Source organism: Streptomyces sp. A 4/2 (assembly GCF_940670765.1).
Classification (GTDB): domain Bacteria; phylum Actinomycetota; class Actinomycetes; order Streptomycetales; family Streptomycetaceae; genus Streptomyces.
In genome coordinates this window covers 101,326-118,695 of record NZ_CALNVW010000051.1, presented here as the reverse complement: position 1 = coordinate 118,695, position 17,370 = coordinate 101,326, and the positions used below count along the sequence as shown (strand labels likewise).

The following is a 17,370-nucleotide window of genomic DNA, read 5'->3' as shown; positions in this document are numbered from 1 at the left end:
TGGGGTACCGGTGGTCGGGGATGACGGACAGCCGGGTCAGCTGCCCAGGACGCCGACGAGAATCGGGCCGGTGAGGGGCAGCAGGAAGTTCGAGAGGGTGTACGTGATCGTGTAGCCGAGGAGCGGTACGGAGCTCTGCGCCACCTGGGTGATCGAGGTGATGGCCGGGGTGGAGCACTGCTGCCCGGCGATGGCGCCGATCAGCAGCGGCTTCTCGATGTGCAGCAGCTTGCGGCCGACGATCAGTGAGATCGTCGCGGGGACCAGCACCATGGCGATGCCCGCGAAGGGCAGCAGCGCCCCGTACTGCTTGAGCAAGGGCCAGGCCTGCGGACCGGCGGAGAGTCCCGTGCAGGCGATGAAGACGGCGAGGCCGAGGTCCTTGAGCAGGGTCGCGGCCTGTGGTGGGAAGGCGCCGAACGTCGGCCTGCGGGAGCGGAACCAGCCGAAGACCAGCCCGGAGATGAGACAGCCGCCACCGGTGCCGAGAGACATCGGGATGTCACCGGCGCGGATGACGATCTGGCCGAGGAGCGAGCCCACCACGATGCCGAGGCCGAGGTAGATGTAGTCGGTGGTGTCATTCTTGACGACCGCGCCGACCCTGGCGACCAGCTTGTTCAGCCCGCCACGCGCACCGACGAGGGTGAGGACGTCACCGCGTTGTACGACGGTGTCGGCGGAGGCCGGCAGATGCTGGTCGTTGCGCAGCACGTCGGTGATGTACACCCCGTCCTCGCGGAACTCCGGGTGCGTCTGCTCCACCCGGTCGATGGTCATGCCGTGGGTGGCCTTCTCGGTGACCGCCACCTGCTGCATGGCAAGCGGGGTGTCGAGTCCGGGAACGGCGGGGGTCTCCGGGCCGATCTCGCGGCCCGCGGCGATGACGGCGGAGCGGCGGCCGACGATCTGTACGAGGTCGCTGAGCACCAGCTTCAGGCCTGGGGTGGGGGTGAGCAGTCTGCTGCCGCGTTTGATGCCTTCCACCGTGATCTGCCCGCCGCGGGCGGCTCGCAGTTCGCCGACGGTACTGCCGTCCGCCACGGTGACGAGGTAGGTACGGCCGACGGTGCCGGGCAGCGCCTCCCGTTCGTCGGACTGCAGACCGGAGGTACCGCCCCGCAACTTCTCCCACAGCTCGCGGGAGGCGTCGGCCAGGTTGATGCGCAGCAGCATCGGCATGATCTGGCTGGTGAAGAGCACGATGGTGATCAGGCCGAAGAGGTAGCAGACCGTGTATGCGGTGGCGACGTGGCCCTGGTACCGGGAGACCTGGTCGGCGGTCAGCCCGCTCAGCTTGGCGATGGACTCGGTGGCGGTACCGACGACGGCCGACTCGGTGGCGGCGCCCGCCAGGATGCCGGAGGCCGTACCGACGTCGAGGTCGAAGCCCTTCGCCAGGCCGTAGGCGATGCCGAGGACACAGACCAGTTCGATCACGCACAGGGCGAAGAACCGCAGGCTCTTGCGGTTCAGGTTGGAGAAGAACTGCGGCCCCGCCATGTATCCCAGCGAGAAGATGAAGAGCGAGAAGAACACCGTCTTCACGTCGTCGTCGACGGTGACATGACGGGTGCCGAGCAGCAGCGAGACGATCAGTACGCCGCAGATGCCGCCGAGGGTGATCGGGCCGATGCGTAGCTTCCCCACCAGATATCCGGCGGCGACGCAGAGGAACAGGGCGAGTTCGGGATGGTCGCGGATCGTGCCCATCCGGCCTCACCCGCCCAACTGATCAGAGACCGATAATTCACGCATAAGGGGCAAATTAACAGAGCAGACAGAACGTGACCTCCCGACGTCCGAGCGCGGAGAGCCGAGCGCGGACAGCCGAGCGCCGGTCAGGAATCGGGTCCTGGTCTGACGGCCGCCGCGCTCCCCCGCAGCCGGCGGGTCACGGCGACAAGTCGGGGATGCCGCTCGCGCACGGCATCGGTCCGGCTGTTCAGTTCCTCGATGAGACGCTCGGTGCGTTTGTCGACATCGAGTTCGTCCAGGATCCGGTCCACTTCGGCCAGCAGCGCGCCGTGCAGCTGCCACTGCCGCGGGTGCCTCTGCACGTTCTCCAGAAGGAGATCAGCGACCCGGTCCCGGGTGGCCCGGCCCTCGGCCAGCGCCGCGAACAGCCGCGTCTCGGCCTCCTCGGCGCTGGCCGCGACCGGCGTGGTGACCAGGACCGCGAAGCTCTCGATGGCGTCGGCCAGGTCCCCCATCAGTACTTCGAGGCCGGACGTGACATCCGCGGGGAAGAGCAGTTCGTCGGTGCGCGCCTTCGACAGGTCCGTCATGGTCCGGGTCAGCACCCGCAGCACCACGGCGCAGATCTCCAGGGTGTCCAGGCCGGTGCGCAGTACGACCCGGGACAACAACCCCTGGCGTACCCGGGGGTTGAGCAGCAGACTCTCCTCGGCCTGCCGCAAGGACGCGTCCACCTCGGCGATGTCGTGGTCGAGGCGGCGGGCCTCGTGCAGTCGCCGGGCGGCCCGCGCGACGGGGACCGGGGCGTCGATCTCGGCGCCGACGGCCCGCAGCATCCGGCCCATGTCGCCCGCCAGGCCCTGGATCGACGTACCTGCGGACTGGACCCAGACGGGCGGTGCGAACAGCAGGTTGAACAGCAGCCCCACGCCCGCGCCGATCAGCGTCTCCAGGATCCGGTCCCAGGCCGTGTCGGCCACCTGGGAGACGCCCAGCACCAGCATGGCGCTGATCGCGACCTCGGGGACGAACTCGTCCACCCGGACCAGCCGTCCCACGATCAGCGCGGTGAAGATCGTCAGCCCGAGGCTCCACCAGGTCAGCCCCACCAGGGTGCTGAAGCCGATAGCGATGAGCACCCCCACCACCACGGAGTTCACCCGCTTCATCCCGGTGGTGAGCGTCGCGTAGAGCGTGACCTGGACGACCAGCAGGGCGGTCAGCGGCGCGGTGAGCGGTGCCTGTTGCGGCAGCAGCAGGAGCGCGACCACGTACGCGATGACCGCGGCGGCGGTGGACCGGAGGGTCTGTGCCGCGACGGGTTCGGTGGTACGCCGGACCAGTTTGACCACGGGTGCGGATACATCGGGCATTTCACAGCCCTTCCCGGTCCGGAGGCCCGGCACTCCGGCGGCGGTCGCGCCGATCACGTCGACCGGCACGGCTACCCCGGCCGCCCCGGCCGCTCCCGCCGCTCCCGCCACGGGTTCCTGCGGGGGCCCGCTCACCCATGCGCGTTCGCCCGTTCGACGACCGCTGCCGCGGCCTTCCGGTCGAGGGCGACCCGCACCAGCGCCGCTGCGAACCGGGGCAGTTCCTCGGCCCCGACCAGCCGGGCCAGCCCCCGCGGCTCGTCCGGCAGGCCCACGGCCGCCGCTCCCTGAAGGGCCTTCACGTCCAGCAGGGGCGCCACCTCGGGCCACACCCCCTGCACCTCCCGCAGGAAGATGTTCACGCCGGTGGGACCGAGGCCGGGCACGTCCCGCAGCAGCGTGCGCAGCCGGCCGAGGTCCCCGTCCGCCCGCTCCCGCATACCCCGCACGTCCCCGCCGTACGTGTCCGTCAGCAACTGCGCGCCGTCGCCGAGCTGTGTGGCGGTGCGCTCGTCGTAGCGGCGGTAGCCGCCGCGGCCGAGGGCGTCCACCCGCTCCTGCCACGACGCCGCGCGCATCCTGCGGGCGTCACGCAGCCCCGCCTCGCTCAGGGACCGGGCCGTCGCGACGGCGACGCCGCTGCGGATCCGGGCGCTCAGCAGGCACGCGAGGACCAGGAGTTGGTACAGCGGCTGAGGGGTGTCACGCAGCCGGATGCCCGCCTCCGCGGCGAACGTACGGCCGTGTTCGTCGAGCAGTACCCGGGTGATCTCTCCTCGGGTGGCCATGGGTGCTTCCTCTCGGGAGGACGGGGCGGGAGGCCGGGCGCGAGGCCGGGCCGTGGGCCACCGCACGGGACGTACGGCAGGAGCGGAACGAGCCGTGTGCCGGGCGTCAGTGCGCCGCTGTCATACGGGCGAAGACGACGACGTTCCCGGCGTACCCGGTCTTCTCCGCGTACGCGCCGCCACAGGTGATGACCCGGAGTTCGGGCCTGCCGGTGTCGGCGTGGACCCGTCCGGCGGGGAAGCCGTCCTTCGTGAACACGCTGATGCGGTAGATGTCGAACACGGCGGTACGGCCGTCCGTCCGCAACACCTCGATGCGCAGCCCCGGCCTGAGGGCGCCCAGGTTGAAGAACACCCCCGGCCCCGTCCGGTTGTCCACGTGCCCGACGACGACCGCGGTACCGCTCTGCCCCGGCGAGACCGAACCGGTGTACCAGCCCGCCAGGTTCCTGCTCGCCGGAGGCGGCGCGTCTATCCAGCCCTGCGGGTCCCTCCCCACGTCGGCGACCGGGGCGTCGACCTGGATGGCCGGGATACGGATGCGCTGGACCCGGGCGGCCGGCAGCGCCCGTACCGGGGGGAACGTCGGGTTGCCGGTGAGCCCGGCGGCGGCCGAAGCGGAGGAGGGTTGCGGTGGACCGCCGGTCTGCGCACCGTGGCGTACCAGCGCGAGACCGGTGACCAGGGCGAGCGCCACGGCTCCCCACCGGGAGCGGCCGGACCGGGCACAGTCGCCGTTCACGCTCATCGCGTACCGCCTGGCACCGCGGTGAACAGCTTCCCGCTCCCGGTCAGGAGTTGGCGCGGGAGGCGCGACGGCGCAGGTGGATCACGCCGCCGAGGGCCGCGGCGATCAGTACGCCGCCCGCTGCCAGTTCCATGGTGTTCATCCCGGTGATCGATCCGCCGAGACCGGCCCTGACACCCTTGGAGGGGCTGGAGATCGTGAGGGGGGTGGTGCCCGTCTCGCCTTTGCACTCGAACGTCACGTCGTACTGGGCGCCGACCCTGGCGTCCGGATCGACCCTGGCGGTGGCGGAGTGGCCTTCTTCGAGCGTGACGGTGTCGAAGACCCCCGACGAAGCGGTGACGCTGGGCACTTCGCAGCCGTTGGCGCTGAGGGTGACCGTGCCGCCCGGGGCGACGGATGCGGGCGAGACGCTGAATCCGAAGGACGTGATGTTTCCGTTGTCGCCCGCCATGGCTGCCGGGGCGGTCAGAGATATGACGACGGCGCTCAGCAGGGCGGCGGACCCGACACTCGTCAAACGCATGGGTGTACCTCCGGGCACAGGAATGCATGTGCGGCAATTGCCGACGCTCAGCAGGAAATGCACCCCATTGGCGAGCAACGCTAGGCCGGGAGTGATCACCGTGCGAGCCCGGCCACCCGAACGGGTAAGCCGGTTGCGCTGGACGGTCCAGCCGTCCGCCGCACGGCAACAGGGCTCCTCCGCAGCGCCCTTGCTCCGTTCGGACTCCGCGGTCAACCCTGCGGCGACTCCTGGGATGCGAGCGGCGCCGCCCCTTCTTAACGTGACGGAATGATCTTCAGACCAGCCGTACGTAGTCTCTGCGCGGGAGCTGTGGTGCTGGCGGCGAGCACCGCCATGATCGCTCCCTGCGCCGCCGAAGCCCCGCTTCCGGGCCCGCACGCACCGGCCGGACAGACCGGGCACAAGACCCGGGCCCCCGCCCTGCCCAGTCAGGTGTCGGCCCTGTCCTGGGTGGTCGCGGACGCCGCTACGGGCGATGTGCTGGCCTCCAAGGACGCGCACCGCCATCTGCCCCCGGCCTCCACGCTCAAGACGCTCTTCGCGCTCACGGTGCTCCCCAAGCTGTCCGGGCAGGGGCTGCACACCGTGTCGCACGAGGACCTCGCGGGGATGGGCGAGGGCAGCAGCCGGGTCGGCCTCGTCGAGGGGCGCGCGTACCGGGTACCGGACCTGTGGCGCGGGGTGTTCCTGAGTTCCGGGGGCGATGCGGTACACGTGCTGGCCGCCATGAACGGCGGCTGGCAGAAGACCACCGACGAGATGCGGAAGCGGGCCGTCGAGCTGGGGGCCCACGACACGCAGGTCATGTCCCCGGACGGCTACGACACCCCGGGCCAGTACTCCTCGGCCTACGACCTGGCGGTCTTCGGCCGGGCGGGCCTGTCCGACCCGGCGTTCGCCCGGTACTGCTCGACCAGCGTCGCCCAGTTCCCCGGCGGCCTGGACAAGGACGGCCGGAGCGGCCCGTCCTTCGAGATCCAGAACACCAACCGTCTCCTGGCGGGCACCCAGGACGTCAGCCCCTACCCCGGCCTCATCGGGGTCAAGAACGGCTACACCACGGACGCGGGCAACACCCTGGTCGCCGCCGCCCGCCACGGGGACCGCACCCTGATCGTGACGGTGATGAACCCGCAGGAAGGCTCGGTGTACGAGGACGCCCGTGCCCTGCTCGACTGGGGCTTCGCCGCCGACGGCGCGGTCAGGCCGGTCGGCACCCTCCAGCCCGCCGCGGCGAAGACCACCTCCGACGCCAAGGGCGCGCAGGCACCCCCGGCGGCAGCGGCGGCTGCGGCCGGTCACCACACCACGACGAAGAAGTTCTCGGTGCTGGCGGGGGTGGCCGCGGTCGGCGCCCTCCTCGCCTCGCTGGCCTGCTCGCTGTGGCTGCTGCGGCGCCGGATGCGCCGCTAGGACCTGTCACGGCGAGCCGTGCCCCGTCACGGCACCGGATTCCGCGGACCCCGGTCTCGACCGCCGACTCGCGTCGTACGGCGGTCCGTTCAGGCGATGGTGGCGCCGCTCCACAGCAGCAGCGCCACATCCACCACCGCGACGGTGACCGCCGCGGCGAACGCCGCCCGCTCCCGGCGGCGCCCCACGACCGTCCCGGCCACCGCGACAGCGGCAGCCACTCCGAGAGCCGCCGGCGCCCAGCTGTCCGGCGTTCCGGCGGGTCCCAGCACCAGTACGGCCGACGCGGCCACCAGCGGGACCGGCAGCAGCAGCCGCGCGCCGTCGGGGCCCAGCCGGTGCGGCCAGCCCCGTACCCCCAGCTCCAGATCGCTGCGGATGTCGGGCAGCACATCCCCGAGATGGGCGCCGATCCCCAGCAGCGCGCCCGCGACGACGATCCACCACGCGGGCCACGGCTGCCCCGGCAGCCCCAGCGCGACGAAGGCCGGAAGGCCCGCGAACCCGATCGCGTACGGCAGCCAGGACCAGGCGGTCGCCTTGAGCTTGAGGTCGTACGCCCAGGCCCACGCGACCCCGGTCAGATGCACGGCGCCCGCCCGCGGCCCGCAGCCGAACGACAGGGGCACGCACAGCGCCAGCGCGAGGAACGCGGCAGTCCAGACGGTGCGTACGCCGACCGCGCCGTCGACCAGCGGCTTGCCGCGCTGCCGGGCGGCGATGTCCCTGGGCGCGTCGAACGCGTCGTTGCACCAGCCGACCGACAACTGGCCGGTGAGCACGGCGGCCACGGTCAGCGCACACCGCGGCGCGCTCTGCCCGGCGGTGACGGCGAGCGCGGCCATCAGGGCGGTGACCGCCAGCACGGGGCCGGGGTGACACGAACCCGCCAGAGCGGCCGTCACACCGCCGCGTCGACCGGCCGGGAGACCGGCCGGCGGCTGTTCGGGAGTTCCCACCCGGCGATCGTAGGGTCGGCCCCCTGCCCGGTGGCGCTGCGCCGCTCCCGCGCGTACGGGCGAACCGACCGTCGGGGCACCGGGTGTGTCGGGACCTCCGCCGAGGGGGCGGGGATGCTGCAATGCAGGGCAAGCCATCCCCGAGGCGGGAGAGCACATGACCCGGATCGCAGCCGTTCACGGCACCTTGGCACCGCACCGCCATCCCCAGCACGAGATCACCGACATGGTGGCCCGCGCCTGCCTGCCCGCGGGCGCCGACCGGCGGGCGCTCGACCGGCTGCACCGGAGTGCGAAGGTCCACTCACGGCACATGACGCTGCCGCTGGAGGAGTACGGGAAACTCGACGGGTTCGGCGCCGCGAACGACGCGTTCATCACCGGCGCCACCGAGCTGGGCGCGAAGACCGTCCGGGGCGCCCTGCACGCGGCCGGGCTGGCCGCCGACGACGTGGACCTGCTGATCTTCACCTCGGTCACCGGCATCGCGACGCCCTCCATCGACGCGCGGCTGGCCGTGCGTCTCGGTATGCGCCGCGACATCAAGCGGCTGCCGCTGTTCGGTCTCGGCTGCGCCGGGGGCGCCGCGGGGCTGGCCCGGATGCACGACTTCCTGGTCGGCAGACCGGACCAGGTGGCGGTGCTGCTCTCCGTCGAGCTGTGCTCGCTCACGCTTCAGCGCGGTGACAGCTCGATGACCAACCTGATCGCCTCCGCCCTCTTCGGGGACGGCGCGGCTGCGGTCGTCGCCTGCGGTGCGGACCGCTCCGACGTGGCGACCGGCGGTCCGGGGGCGACCGTCGTGGACACCCGCAGCACGCTCTATCCCGACACCGAGCACATCATGGGATGGGACATCAAGAGCTCCGGCTTCCAGGTCGTGCTCGACCCTTCCGTACCGGACATGATCCGCCGTCATCTCGCCCCGGACGTACGGAGTTTCCTCGGCGATCACGGGCTGAAGCCGAAGGACGTGGCGGCCTGGGTCTGCCATCCCGGCGGCCCCAAGGTCCTGGAAGCCGTCAGTGACGCGCTCGAACTGCGGGACGGGGCGCTCGACATCACCTGGCGTCACCTCGCCGACGTGGGCAACCTGTCCTCGTCCTCGGTGCTCCATGTGCTGCGCGACACCCTCGCCGGGGACCGTCCGGCACCGGGCACCCCCGGGCTGCTGCTGGCGATGGGCCCCGGGTTCTCGTGCGAAATGGTTCTGCTGCGCTGGTAGTCCGGAGGACCCCATGATCTGGTACGTGCTGCTGGTGGCCGCGGTCGCCGCCGAACGCGTCGCCGAACTCGCCGTCGCCCGACGCAACGAGCGCTGGAGCACGGCGCGCGGTGCGACCGTCGCGGGGCGCGGCCACTATCCGGCGATGGTCGCCCTGCACACCGGCCTGCTGGCGGGCTGCGTGGCCGAGACCTGGCTCGGCGCCCGGCCGTTCCTGCCCGCGCTGGGCCTGCCGATGCTGGCCGTGCTGGTGGCCGCGCAGGGCCTGCGCTGGTGGTGCATCGGGACGCTGGGGCCGCGCTGGAACACCAAGGTGATCGTCGTTCCGGGACTGCCACTGGTACGGGGCGGGCCCTACCGGTGGATGCGGCACCCGAACTACGTGGCCGTCGTCGCCGAGGGCATCGCGCTGCCGCTGGTACACACCGCGTGGGTGACCGCGCTGGCCTTCACCGCGCTCGACGCCGTACTGCTGTCCGTCCGCATCCGCTGCGAGAACGGGGCGCTGACCGCCGCGGAGGCACCACGGCCCGGTACGGGACAGGACGTCACGGCGTGATCGATGTGCTGGTGGCGGGCGGCGGTCCGGCCGGTCTGGCCACCGCGGTGCGGGCCGCGCTGGCCGGTATGGAGGCGGTCGTCGTGGAGCCGCGGACCACTCCCGTGGACAAGGCCTGCGGGGAAGGCGTCATGCCCGGCGGGGTCGCCGCACTGCGCGACCTGGGCGTCGAGGTGACGGGGCGTGAGCTGCGCGGCATCCGCTATCTGGACGGGGCCTCCCGCGCCGAGGCACCGTTCCGGGGCGCCGCCGGGCTGGGCATCCGCCGGACCGTGCTGCACACCGCGCTCCACCGGCGCGCCCGCGAACTGGGCGTACGGATGGTCACGGGCCGGATCGGCGCGGTCACCCAGACCGGGGACTCCGTCGGCGCGGCCGGTCTCACCGCGCGTTGGCTGGTCGCCGCCGACGGGCTGCACTCGCCGGTGCGCCGCGGCCTCGGCCTGGAGCTGCCCGACCGCTCCCCGGCCAGGTACGGGCTGCGCCGTCACTACCACTGCGCGCCGTGGACCGACTTCGTCGAGGTCCACTGGTCCCCGTACGGCGAGGCCTATGTGACTCCGGTCGGCGAGGACCTGGTGGGGGTCGCCGTACTGAGCCGGATCCGCCGGGGGTACGACGACCATCTGACCCGATTCCCCGCCCTGGCCGCCGCCTTGAGCGGTCCGCACGCGAGCACGGTCCGCGGCGCGGGCCCGCTGCGGCAGCGGGCGAAGCGCCGGTCGGCCGGGCGGGTGCTGCTCGTCGGTGACGCCGCGGGGTACGTCGACGCCCTCACCGGCGAGGGCATCGCCCTGGCGCTGGCCACCGCGGAAGCGGCCGTCCGGTGCCTGGCCGCGGGCCGCCCGGAGGCGTACGAGAGCGCCTGGGCCCGGCTGACCCGGCGCCACCGGCTGCTGACCGGAGCCCTCCTGGCCGCGAGCAGCCGCCCCCGGACCGCGCGCCTCGTCGTGCCCGCGGCAGCCCGCGTACCGGCCGTCTTCGCGGCTGCCGTCCGGGCACTCCAGTAGCCCGCCCCCGACATTCTTTTACGAGTAAAACACCTGTTAAGCTTTTTGCATGCCGAAACACGCCAGCAGCCCGCACGCGGGCGCGCCGCCCCGCCCCCAGCGGGTCCGTCCGCTGCCCCTGCGGACCACCGTGCAGCTGCGACGGCCCGTCGACGGCTGGCACAAGCCCGCCCTGAGCGCGGCGGCGGCGCTCGCCGTGCCCGATGTGACGCTCCTGGCGCTGGGCCGGATGGACCTCGTCCTGTACACCTCGGCCGGTGCGATGTGCGCGCTGTACGCACACGGCCTGCCCTACGCCGCGCGGGCCCGCACCCTGGTGCGGGTGGTGCTGTGCATGGTGGCGAGCCTCGGTGCCGCCCTGCTGGCCGGCTCGCTGATCAGCTCGCCCGCGCTGCTGGTCCTGCTGGCCTCGCTGCTCGCCGCCGTTCACAAGATGGTCTGCGACGCGACGCGTATCGGTCCGCCGGGCAGCCTCATCCTCACCTTCATCGCGGCCTCCGCCTTCTTCGTACCCCAGCACCTGGGCCAGCTGCCCCTGCATCTGGCCCTCGCCGTCGGCGGCGGGGCGGTGGCCTGGCTCGTCTGCATGGCGCCCGCGCTGGTCCGGCCGCAGGGGCCGGAGCGGATCGCGGTCGCCCGCGCCCTGGAAGCGGCGGCCGGACTGTGGCGGGCGGAACGGACGGGCGCGCTCCCCGGCCGGCGGGCCACCGCCACCGCGGTCAACGCCGCCTGGCACACACTCTTCCTCGTTCCCTCCGGCAGCACGGACCGGGCCGGTCTCGAACGGCTGCTCGTCCACGCGGAATCCGCGCTGGCCGCGCCCGCGGCGGAACCGGCCACCGGCCGTCCGGCCGCAGATCCGGCCGCGGAGGCCCAGCGGTGCGCGGAGCTGGCCCGCTCCCTGCGACGCGACCGGTCCCTGCCTGCGTTTTCCCGGACCGCGGCCGGGAGCAACGGGGTCAGCCACCCGCCCAGGCTTCCGGTGCCGGACCGGGCCGGTGGCGTGCGGGCCGTCCTGGCGCGGCTGCGGCCCGGATCTCCGCTGCTGCCGATCGGAGCCCGGGTGGCCGTCGGCTGCACGCTCGCGGGATGGGCCTCGCTGGCGGTCGGCGTCGGGCACCCGTACTGGGCCGTCGTCACGGCGGCCTCGGTCTTCCAGGCGAACACCACGCTCACCTGGCAGCGGGCCGTCCAACGGCTCATCGGCAACCTGCTCGGGCTCGCCCTCTTCTTCGCCCTGCTGCCGCTGATCCACACCGGTCACCTGGCGATGGTGCTGCTCGCCCTGACCTTCCAGATCGGCGCGGAGGCGCTGATCACGCGCAACTACTGGCTCGGTTCGATCTGTGTCACCCCGATGGCGCTGCTGCTCACCGAGTTCGGCACCACCGTGCCGGCCCGCACCCTGATCTCCGACCGCGCCCTGGACACCCTGGCGGGGACGCTGGTGGGGCTGGCCTGCTGCCTGCTGGTCACCAACCGCCGGGCCACCGACCGTATCCACCAGGCCCTGGACCGGGTCACCGCAGCGGAGACCACGGCCCGCGGCGTACTCGCCCCGGACGGGGCTCCCGACCACACCGCGGGATGGGCCCGCGACCGCCTGGCGCTGGCGCTCGTGGAGCTGCGCGAGGCCGTCGACGTGGCGTCGGGCGAGTGGTGGCAGCGGGCCCTGCCCTCGGAGCACGTCGCCTCGGCCGAGCTGCACGGTCACCACACGCTGTCGCTCCTGGTCCGCCACACCGCCCCGCCGGTACTGGCTTAGGCCGCCCGGCGAACGGGAGGCAGAATCGTCCCGGACCGAGAGCGAGGAGGGGTACATGGCCGAGGACATCGTCGCGGGGGTGATCCGGCAGTGGGGGCAGGTGCTGCCCGGTCTCGACACCGGCCCGATGGCCGTGATCGGACGGCTCAACCGCTGCTCCGCACTGCTGCAGCAGGCCGCCGACGCCCCGCTCCGGCGGGAGGGGCTCTCCCGCCCGGAGTTCGACGTCCTGGGCACCCTGCGCCGCGTCGACCACGAGTTGACGCCCGGCCGGATCGCCCGCGAGACCTTCGCCTCCGGCGCCGCGGTGACCAAGCGCGTACGGCAGCTGGAGGAGCGGGGGCTCGTCGCCCGGCGGCCCGACGACCGCGACCGCCGGGTCTCGCACCTGTCGCTCACCGAGGAGGGACGCACCCTCCTGGACCGGCTGCTCCCCGAACAACTGCGGTACGAGGCGGCCCTGCTGGACGGAATCGACGAGCAGCGCCGGGAGGAGCTGTCCGAGTCGCTGGGCGAACTGCTCGTGCTGCTCGAAGGGCGGCTGGGCAGCCTGCTGGGCTGACCCCGCCATCGGCCGGGCCCGATCGCGCATGGTCCGTCGCTTTCCGGGCACCAGCGGCTGGAAGGGACCGCCCAAGAGCGAAGGAACGTACGACTGTGGACTCTCTCCCCACCCCCGGTTCGCCGATATACGACCAGTTGGTCCGGGAACACGGCGACGTGCTCGCCGAGGCCCGGAAACTGGCCGACCAGGCGCTGCTGGAGGCGGACCCGGCACAGTTCTGGGGTCGCACGCCGATGCGCCACCGCGTCCCCGAGGAGGTCCGCGCGGGCTGATCGCGGTGCCCGCACCCGGCACCGGACCGTACTGCCACAGGTAGGTTTTCGGCCACGAAGTCCGGCTCACGCCGTTCGGAGCCTTTTCGAGTGGCATGGCCCATTGGTGCAAAGTCTGAATCGGTTTGGTCACGACAGGCAACCACTCCGTCGTCTCACCGTTCTTCATGAGTAGCGATTCCCGAAGAGGGATCGCCGTTCGCACACAGACACGGAGTGAATGACGATGGTGCACCTTTCGGTTGTCGTACCGTGCTTCAACGAAGCGGAGGTGATCGACGCGTTCCACACCGCGTTGGTCGCCGCTCTCGAACCGACCCGGGAGACCTTCGAGATCTGCTACGTCGACGACGGCAGCAGTGACCAGACCCTGCGTCAGCTGCGTCGACTCGCGGCCGACGACCCCCGGGTGCGCTTCACCTCCTTCAGCCGCAACTTCGGCAAGGAGTCGGCCATGCTCGCCGGGCTGCGGATGGCGGGCGGCGACGCGGCCGTTCTGATGGACGCCGACCTCCAGCACCCGCCGGAGTTGCTTCCGCGCATGCTGGATCTGCACCGCCACGGCTACGACCAGGTCGTCGCCCAGCGCGACCGTGCGGGCGAGGGAAAGCTGCGGACCGCGCTCAGCCGTACGTATTACCGGATCGTCCGGCGCTGCATGGACGTCGAGGTCATCGACGGGGCCGGGGACTTCAGGCTGCTCTCGCGCCGGGCGGTGGACAGCGTGCTCTCGCTCCCCGAGAGCAACCGGTTCTCGAAGGGGATCTTCTCCTGGATCGGTTTCGACACGGTCAGCTTCACCTACCGCAATGTCGAGCGGGCGGCGGGCGAGTCGAAGTGGGGTGGCCGCCGACTGCTCAACTACGGCATCGACGGGCTGCTCTCCTTCAACAGCAAGCCCCTGCGGCTGGCCATCCACACCGGGCTCTGCCTCTTCCTCTCCGCTCTCGCGTACGCCCTGTGGATCATCGGCAACGTCGCGTTCGACGGCGTCGACACCCCCGGCTACACGACCCTGCTCACCGCGATCGTCGCGCTCAGCGGCATCCAGCTCGCCACCCTCGGTGTCATCGGTGAGTACGTGGGACGGATCTACCACGAGTCGAAGCGCCGGCCGCACTACGTGGTCCGCGAGACGGACACCGCCCCGAAGGACTTCTCGCCCCGCTCCGCCCTGGAGTCCGCGGTCCCGGCGCGGCCGGCTTCATGAACCCGCAGCAGTCGCAGGACACCCGGGCGCAGGCCCCGCAGGCCCCGCCCACGAAGACCCGTACGCTCGGGCAGTTCCTCACCTTCGCGGCCATCGGGGTCGCCAACACCGCGGTCTACTACGCCGTCTACGCCACGCTGAACCGCTGGATCCCCTACCTGGAGGCCCATGTACTGGGGTGGGCGGTGAGCATCACGTTCTCGTTCCTGCTCAACTCGTACATCACCTGCCGCACCCGGCCCACCTGGCGCGCCTTCGCGCGGTATCCGCTGTCCGGCGCGGTGAACGTCGTGGGCAGCGGAATCCTGCTCTATCTGGCCGTGAGCCTGCTCGGGATGAACAAGGACATCGCCGCTCTCGCCGCGGGTGTCCTTGTCACTCCGTTCTCGTTCCTGCTGGCCAGGTGGGCCATCGACTCCGGGACGTCCGGCCCGAAGGAACCGGTCAGGGCAACCGCTTCCCGTGGGTGACACGGTCGAGGTGGTAGTACTGGGCGACGCAACTGGCGGGCCAGCCGTTCGGTTTGTGGCTGAACGGCTCCAGCATCTTCCCCACGTGCGTCGGCTTGTACGGGAGGACCTTGGCCCCGCCCGCCGCCTGCTGCCGCAGCCACTCGTCCTGACGGTCCCACTGCTTCGCCCTCACGTGCATCTGGTGCCCGAGGGTGTGCAGCGGACCGGCCAGTGAGAAGCAGACACCGGCGCAGAGCACGGCCGCGGCGGCCGCCACCGTCACCGTCCCGAGCGGTCGCCGCCGCATCGCCCGCCCCAGCAGGGCGCCGATCCCGGCGAGCAGCAGCACGTAGAGCAGCAGGTAGTCGTTCCACGTCCGCTCGGTGAGCTCCACCTTCGCGCCGAACACCGGGTACGTGATGACCGTGCAGAGGTACCCGGAGACGAGGAATGCCAGCACGCCCACCCCGGCCAGCAGGAACGGCCGGACGGGCAGCAGCGGTCCGGACGACCTCTCCCGTACGAGCAGCCCGAGCAGCAGTCCCGCGGCGACCGCGCCCAGGTACTGCCAGGTCGAGAAGACCGTCCCCAGGATGTCCAGGTAGTGCGCCATGGAGGCGGACAGCGAGTGGGGGTCGAGCATCGAGGTGCCCGCGCCGTACCGCTGGCGGCGGTTGCGTGAGCCGGGGGAGGTCACCAGCAGGACGATCCCGATGGCGACCCCGGCCATGGTGGCCAGGGACCAGCGGCGGGCGTAGCCCCGTACCTGCTCGGTGAAGACCTGGCCGGCGAAGAGCACGACGGCGGAGAGGACCACCAGCAGGACGACCGAGGTCTCCTCGGACAGCGTCCCCAGGAAGGTCCCGGCGATCACCGCGAACGCGAGGGCGGCGATCCGGCCGCGCGGCCCGCGCACCAGCAGGACCGGGATGAGCGCCGCGCAGGCGAGCACCGGCGCCAGGGTGTGCGACACGGAGGCGGCGGGCCAGTAGAAGGTCTTGTACGTGTTGGTGGAGGCGAGGAAGAAGACCACCGACACCATGGACGCCACCAGCAGCGGCACTCCGCGGGGCGCCGTACGGCCGGACCTGCGCACCACGAGGGCGATCACCACCCACAGCAGGCCCACCATGACGACGGCGCTGACCGGTGCGTACCACTGGTGGCCCGCGACGCCCGGCTTGGCGTAGAGCCCGACGAGCCAGCCGTTGGCGATGCGGCCGTTGTCCTTGAAGTAGAACTTGCCGGTGAGTCCGGAGATGCCGTGGTCCCGTACGTACGGCAGGAAGCACCACTCGTCCGCGCTGGGGCGCACGTACTGCCCGAACCAGCACGCCACGGCGAGCAGTCCGAGGGGCACCAGGGACAGTACCGCCGCCCAGGAGTTCACCAGTTCCCGGACCAGACCGCGGGGACCCCGCTCTCTCGTCGGCCGGGCTCCGTCGCCCGGTTGTCTGGGGACGGTGACGCTCGATGCGTCGACGGCCATGTGCACCACTGCCTCTCGGGGATTCTTCCGGTCGGTCCCCAAGACGTGATTCTTCGGGTCGGCGTTCCACCACGTGGCGCAACAGGACCGATATGACCCCCGATCGGGTGAACTCAGGTCGATTCCACACACACGCGTCAGGCGACGGACCCTATCCGGCCGATCGGGCCCTGCGAGCCGTTGTGGTGGATCGGGGTGTGCGCGCCGGTGAGCGGGACGCCGGTGCCGCCGCGGCGGTGGGCGACGATCTCCGCGGCGATCGACAGGGCGGTCTCCTCGGGCGTACGGGCACCGAGGTCCAGGCCGATGGGCGAGCGGAGACGGGCCAGTTCCAGCTCGGTGACGCCGACCTCACGGAGACGGGCGTTCCGGTCGAGATGCGTGCGTCTCGACCCCATGGCGCCGACGTAGGCGACCGGCAGGGTCAGCGCCAGTTCGAGCAGCGGGACGTCGAACTTGGCGTCGTGGGTGAGGACGCACAGCACGGTACGGCTGTCGACCTCGGTGGACTTCAGGTAGCGGTGCGGCCAGTCGATGACGATCTCGTCGGCCTCCGGGAAGCGGACGGCGGTCGCGAAGACGGGCCGGGCGTCGCAGACGGTGACCTGGTAGCCGAGCAGCTTTCCCACCCGGACGAGGGCCGAGGCGAAGTCGATCGCCCCGAAGACGATCATCCGGGGTGGCGGGACGCTCGATTCGACCAGCAGGGTGAGCGGCCGGCCGCAGAGTGAGCCGTCCTCGCCGATCTCGACGGTGCCGGTCCGGCCCGCGTCCAGCATGGCGGACGCGTTGCCCACCGCGGTGCGGTCCAGTTCCGGGTGGCCGCCCAGCGTTCCTTCGTACGAGCCGTCGGCCCGGACGAGGAGTGCGCGGCCGAGCAGTTCGTCCGGGCCGTCGGTGATACGGGCCACGGCCGCCGACACCCCCCGTGCGGCGGCGGCCAGCGCGGCCACGTACACCTCCCGCGACGGTGCGTCCGCGCGGAGCGGGGTGACCAGGATGTCGATGACTCCGCCGCAGGTGAGACCCACGGCGAAGGCGTCCTCGTCGCTGTAGCCGAAGCGTTCGAGAACGGTGGAACCCGTTTCGAGCGCCTGCTGGCACAGTTCGTACACCGCCCCCTCCACACACCCGCCGGAGACCGACCCGATCGCCGTGCCCGCACTGTCGACAGCGAGGGCGGCGCCCGGTTGCCGGGGCGCACTCCCGCCGACCGCCACGACGGTGGCGACGGCGAATTCGCGGCCCTGCTCGACCCACCGGTTGAGTTCCTCGGCGATGTCCAGCATGTCGGTCTCCTTAACGGGTGTGTGAA

The 17,370-nt window shown here is 71.9% G+C and carries 17 protein-coding genes; 9 read left to right on the top strand and 8 right to left on the bottom strand.

The genetic code is table 11. The annotated features are described in order from the left end of the window. Positions 1-36: 36 nt before the first annotated feature. The 5 genes from aspT to NBY69_RS33995 form a co-directional block, all read right to left on the bottom strand. Positions 37-1,713: an aspartate-alanine antiporter gene (gene aspT, locus NBY69_RS34015; protein ID WP_250305927.1), complete on the bottom strand. Its 1,677-nt coding sequence runs from the start codon at positions 1,711-1,713 to the stop codon at positions 37-39. A 128-nt stretch (positions 1,714-1,841) separates the two neighbouring features. Next, the gene (locus NBY69_RS34010) at positions 1,842-3,071 is read right to left on the bottom strand and encodes an aromatic acid exporter family protein (protein WP_250305924.1); all 1,230 of its coding nucleotides are present in this window, start codon (positions 3,069-3,071) and stop codon (positions 1,842-1,844) included. A gap of 131 nt (positions 3,072-3,202) precedes the next feature. Further along, positions 3,203-3,859, bottom strand: coding sequence for an endonuclease (locus tag NBY69_RS34005; RefSeq protein WP_250305922.1), 657 nt, complete (start codon positions 3,857-3,859; stop codon positions 3,203-3,205). Positions 3,860-3,965: 106 nt separating this feature from the next. Beyond that, the gene (locus NBY69_RS34000; protein WP_250305920.1) at positions 3,966-4,607 is read right to left on the bottom strand and encodes a class F sortase; all 642 of its coding nucleotides are present in this window, start codon (positions 4,605-4,607) and stop codon (positions 3,966-3,968) included. 43 nt (positions 4,608-4,650) lie between these two features. Continuing rightward, a complete protein-coding gene (locus tag NBY69_RS33995; protein ID WP_250305918.1) occupies positions 4,651-5,133 on the bottom strand; it encodes a hypothetical protein in 483 nt (160 codons plus the stop codon). Between the two features lie 270 nt (positions 5,134-5,403). On the opposite strand from NBY69_RS33995, the gene NBY69_RS33990 reads away from it, so the two are divergent. Beyond that, a complete protein-coding gene (locus tag NBY69_RS33990) occupies positions 5,404-6,549 on the top strand; it encodes a D-alanyl-D-alanine carboxypeptidase family protein (protein WP_250305917.1) in 1,146 nt (381 codons plus the stop codon). Between the two features lie 89 nt (positions 6,550-6,638). On the opposite strand, the gene NBY69_RS33985 is transcribed toward NBY69_RS33990, so the two are convergent. Continuing rightward, on the bottom strand, positions 6,639-7,508 hold the full coding sequence (locus tag NBY69_RS33985; RefSeq protein ID WP_250305915.1) for a UbiA family prenyltransferase: 870 nt from the start codon (positions 7,506-7,508) through the stop codon (positions 6,639-6,641). Positions 7,509-7,665: 157 nt separating this feature from the next. Here NBY69_RS33985 and NBY69_RS33980 point away from each other — a divergent pair, with 157 nt between their 5' ends. The 8 genes from NBY69_RS33980 to NBY69_RS33945 all read left to right on the top strand — a co-directional run bounded on the left by NBY69_RS33980 (position 7,666) and on the right by NBY69_RS33945 (position 14,584). Next, positions 7,666-8,733, top strand: a complete 1,068-nt coding sequence (locus NBY69_RS33980) for a type III polyketide synthase (RefSeq protein ID WP_250305913.1) — start codon at positions 7,666-7,668, stop codon at positions 8,731-8,733. 13 nt (positions 8,734-8,746) lie between these two features. Beyond that, on the top strand, positions 8,747-9,292 hold the full coding sequence (locus NBY69_RS33975; RefSeq protein ID WP_250305912.1) for an isoprenylcysteine carboxyl methyltransferase family protein: 546 nt from the start codon (positions 8,747-8,749) through the stop codon (positions 9,290-9,292). After that, on the top strand, positions 9,289-10,302 hold the full coding sequence (locus NBY69_RS33970) for an NAD(P)/FAD-dependent oxidoreductase (RefSeq protein WP_250305910.1): 1,014 nt from the start codon (positions 9,289-9,291) through the stop codon (positions 10,300-10,302). The genes NBY69_RS33975 and NBY69_RS33970 overlap by 4 nt, the downstream gene beginning before the upstream one ends. Before the next feature lie 49 nt (positions 10,303-10,351). Further along, positions 10,352-12,067 carry an FUSC family protein gene (locus tag NBY69_RS33965; protein WP_250305909.1) on the top strand — a complete coding sequence of 572 codons (1,716 nt, stop codon included), beginning with the start codon at positions 10,352-10,354 and terminating at the stop codon, positions 12,065-12,067. A 55-nt stretch (positions 12,068-12,122) separates the two neighbouring features. Then, positions 12,123-12,629, top strand: coding sequence for a MarR family winged helix-turn-helix transcriptional regulator (locus tag NBY69_RS33960; RefSeq protein WP_250305907.1), 507 nt, complete (start codon positions 12,123-12,125; stop codon positions 12,627-12,629). A 95-nt stretch (positions 12,630-12,724) separates the two neighbouring features. Further along, the gene (locus tag NBY69_RS33955) at positions 12,725-12,904 is read left to right on the top strand and encodes a hypothetical protein (RefSeq protein ID WP_250305904.1); all 180 of its coding nucleotides are present in this window, start codon (positions 12,725-12,727) and stop codon (positions 12,902-12,904) included. 226 nt (positions 12,905-13,130) lie between these two features. Next, entirely contained in the window at positions 13,131-14,114 is a 984-nt protein-coding gene (locus NBY69_RS33950) for a glycosyltransferase family 2 protein (protein WP_284350081.1), read from the top strand. Beyond that, positions 14,111-14,584: a GtrA family protein gene (locus tag NBY69_RS33945; RefSeq protein ID WP_250305902.1), complete on the top strand. Its 474-nt coding sequence runs from the start codon at positions 14,111-14,113 to the stop codon at positions 14,582-14,584. The genes NBY69_RS33950 and NBY69_RS33945 overlap by 4 nt, the downstream gene beginning before the upstream one ends. On the opposite strand, the gene NBY69_RS33940 is transcribed toward NBY69_RS33945, so the two are convergent. Beyond that, positions 14,559-16,055, bottom strand: coding sequence for a DUF6056 family protein (locus NBY69_RS33940; protein WP_250305900.1), 1,497 nt, complete (start codon positions 16,053-16,055; stop codon positions 14,559-14,561). The genes NBY69_RS33945 and NBY69_RS33940 overlap by 26 nt on opposite strands. Positions 16,056-16,192: 137 nt before the next feature. After that, positions 16,193-17,344: an XdhC family protein gene (locus tag NBY69_RS33935; protein ID WP_250305899.1), complete on the bottom strand. Its 1,152-nt coding sequence runs from the start codon at positions 17,342-17,344 to the stop codon at positions 16,193-16,195. Positions 17,345-17,370 lie beyond the last annotated feature (26 nt).

Coding starts and splice junctions, on each gene's coding strand:
- NBY69_RS34005 (WP_250305922.1), bottom strand. CDS start 3,859: ATGGCCACCCGAGGAGAGATCACCCGGGTACTGCTCGACGAACACGGC.
- NBY69_RS33935 (WP_250305899.1), bottom strand. CDS start 17,344: ATGCTGGACATCGCCGAGGAACTCAACCGGTGGGTCGAGCAGGGCCGC.
- NBY69_RS33940 (WP_250305900.1), bottom strand. CDS start 16,055: ATGGCCGTCGACGCATCGAGCGTCACCGTCCCCAGACAACCGGGCGAC.
- NBY69_RS33945 (WP_250305902.1), top strand. CDS start 14,111: ATGAACCCGCAGCAGTCGCAGGACACCCGGGCGCAGGCCCCGCAGGCC.
- NBY69_RS33960 (WP_250305907.1), top strand. CDS start 12,123: ATGGCCGAGGACATCGTCGCGGGGGTGATCCGGCAGTGGGGGCAGGTG.
- NBY69_RS33990 (WP_250305917.1), top strand. CDS start 5,404: ATGATCTTCAGACCAGCCGTACGTAGTCTCTGCGCGGGAGCTGTGGTG.
- NBY69_RS34000 (WP_250305920.1), bottom strand. CDS start 4,607: ATGAGCGTGAACGGCGACTGTGCCCGGTCCGGCCGCTCCCGGTGGGGA.
- NBY69_RS33965 (WP_250305909.1), top strand. CDS start 10,352: ATGCCGAAACACGCCAGCAGCCCGCACGCGGGCGCGCCGCCCCGCCCC.
- NBY69_RS33975 (WP_250305912.1), top strand. CDS start 8,747: ATGATCTGGTACGTGCTGCTGGTGGCCGCGGTCGCCGCCGAACGCGTC.
- NBY69_RS33980 (WP_250305913.1), top strand. CDS start 7,666: ATGACCCGGATCGCAGCCGTTCACGGCACCTTGGCACCGCACCGCCAT.
- NBY69_RS33995 (WP_250305918.1), bottom strand. CDS start 5,133: ATGCGTTTGACGAGTGTCGGGTCCGCCGCCCTGCTGAGCGCCGTCGTC.
- NBY69_RS34010 (WP_250305924.1), bottom strand. CDS start 3,071: ATGCCCGATGTATCCGCACCCGTGGTCAAACTGGTCCGGCGTACCACC.
- aspT (WP_250305927.1), bottom strand. CDS start 1,713: ATGGGCACGATCCGCGACCATCCCGAACTCGCCCTGTTCCTCTGCGTC.
- NBY69_RS33950 (WP_284350081.1), top strand. CDS start 13,131: ATGGTGCACCTTTCGGTTGTCGTACCGTGCTTCAACGAAGCGGAGGTG.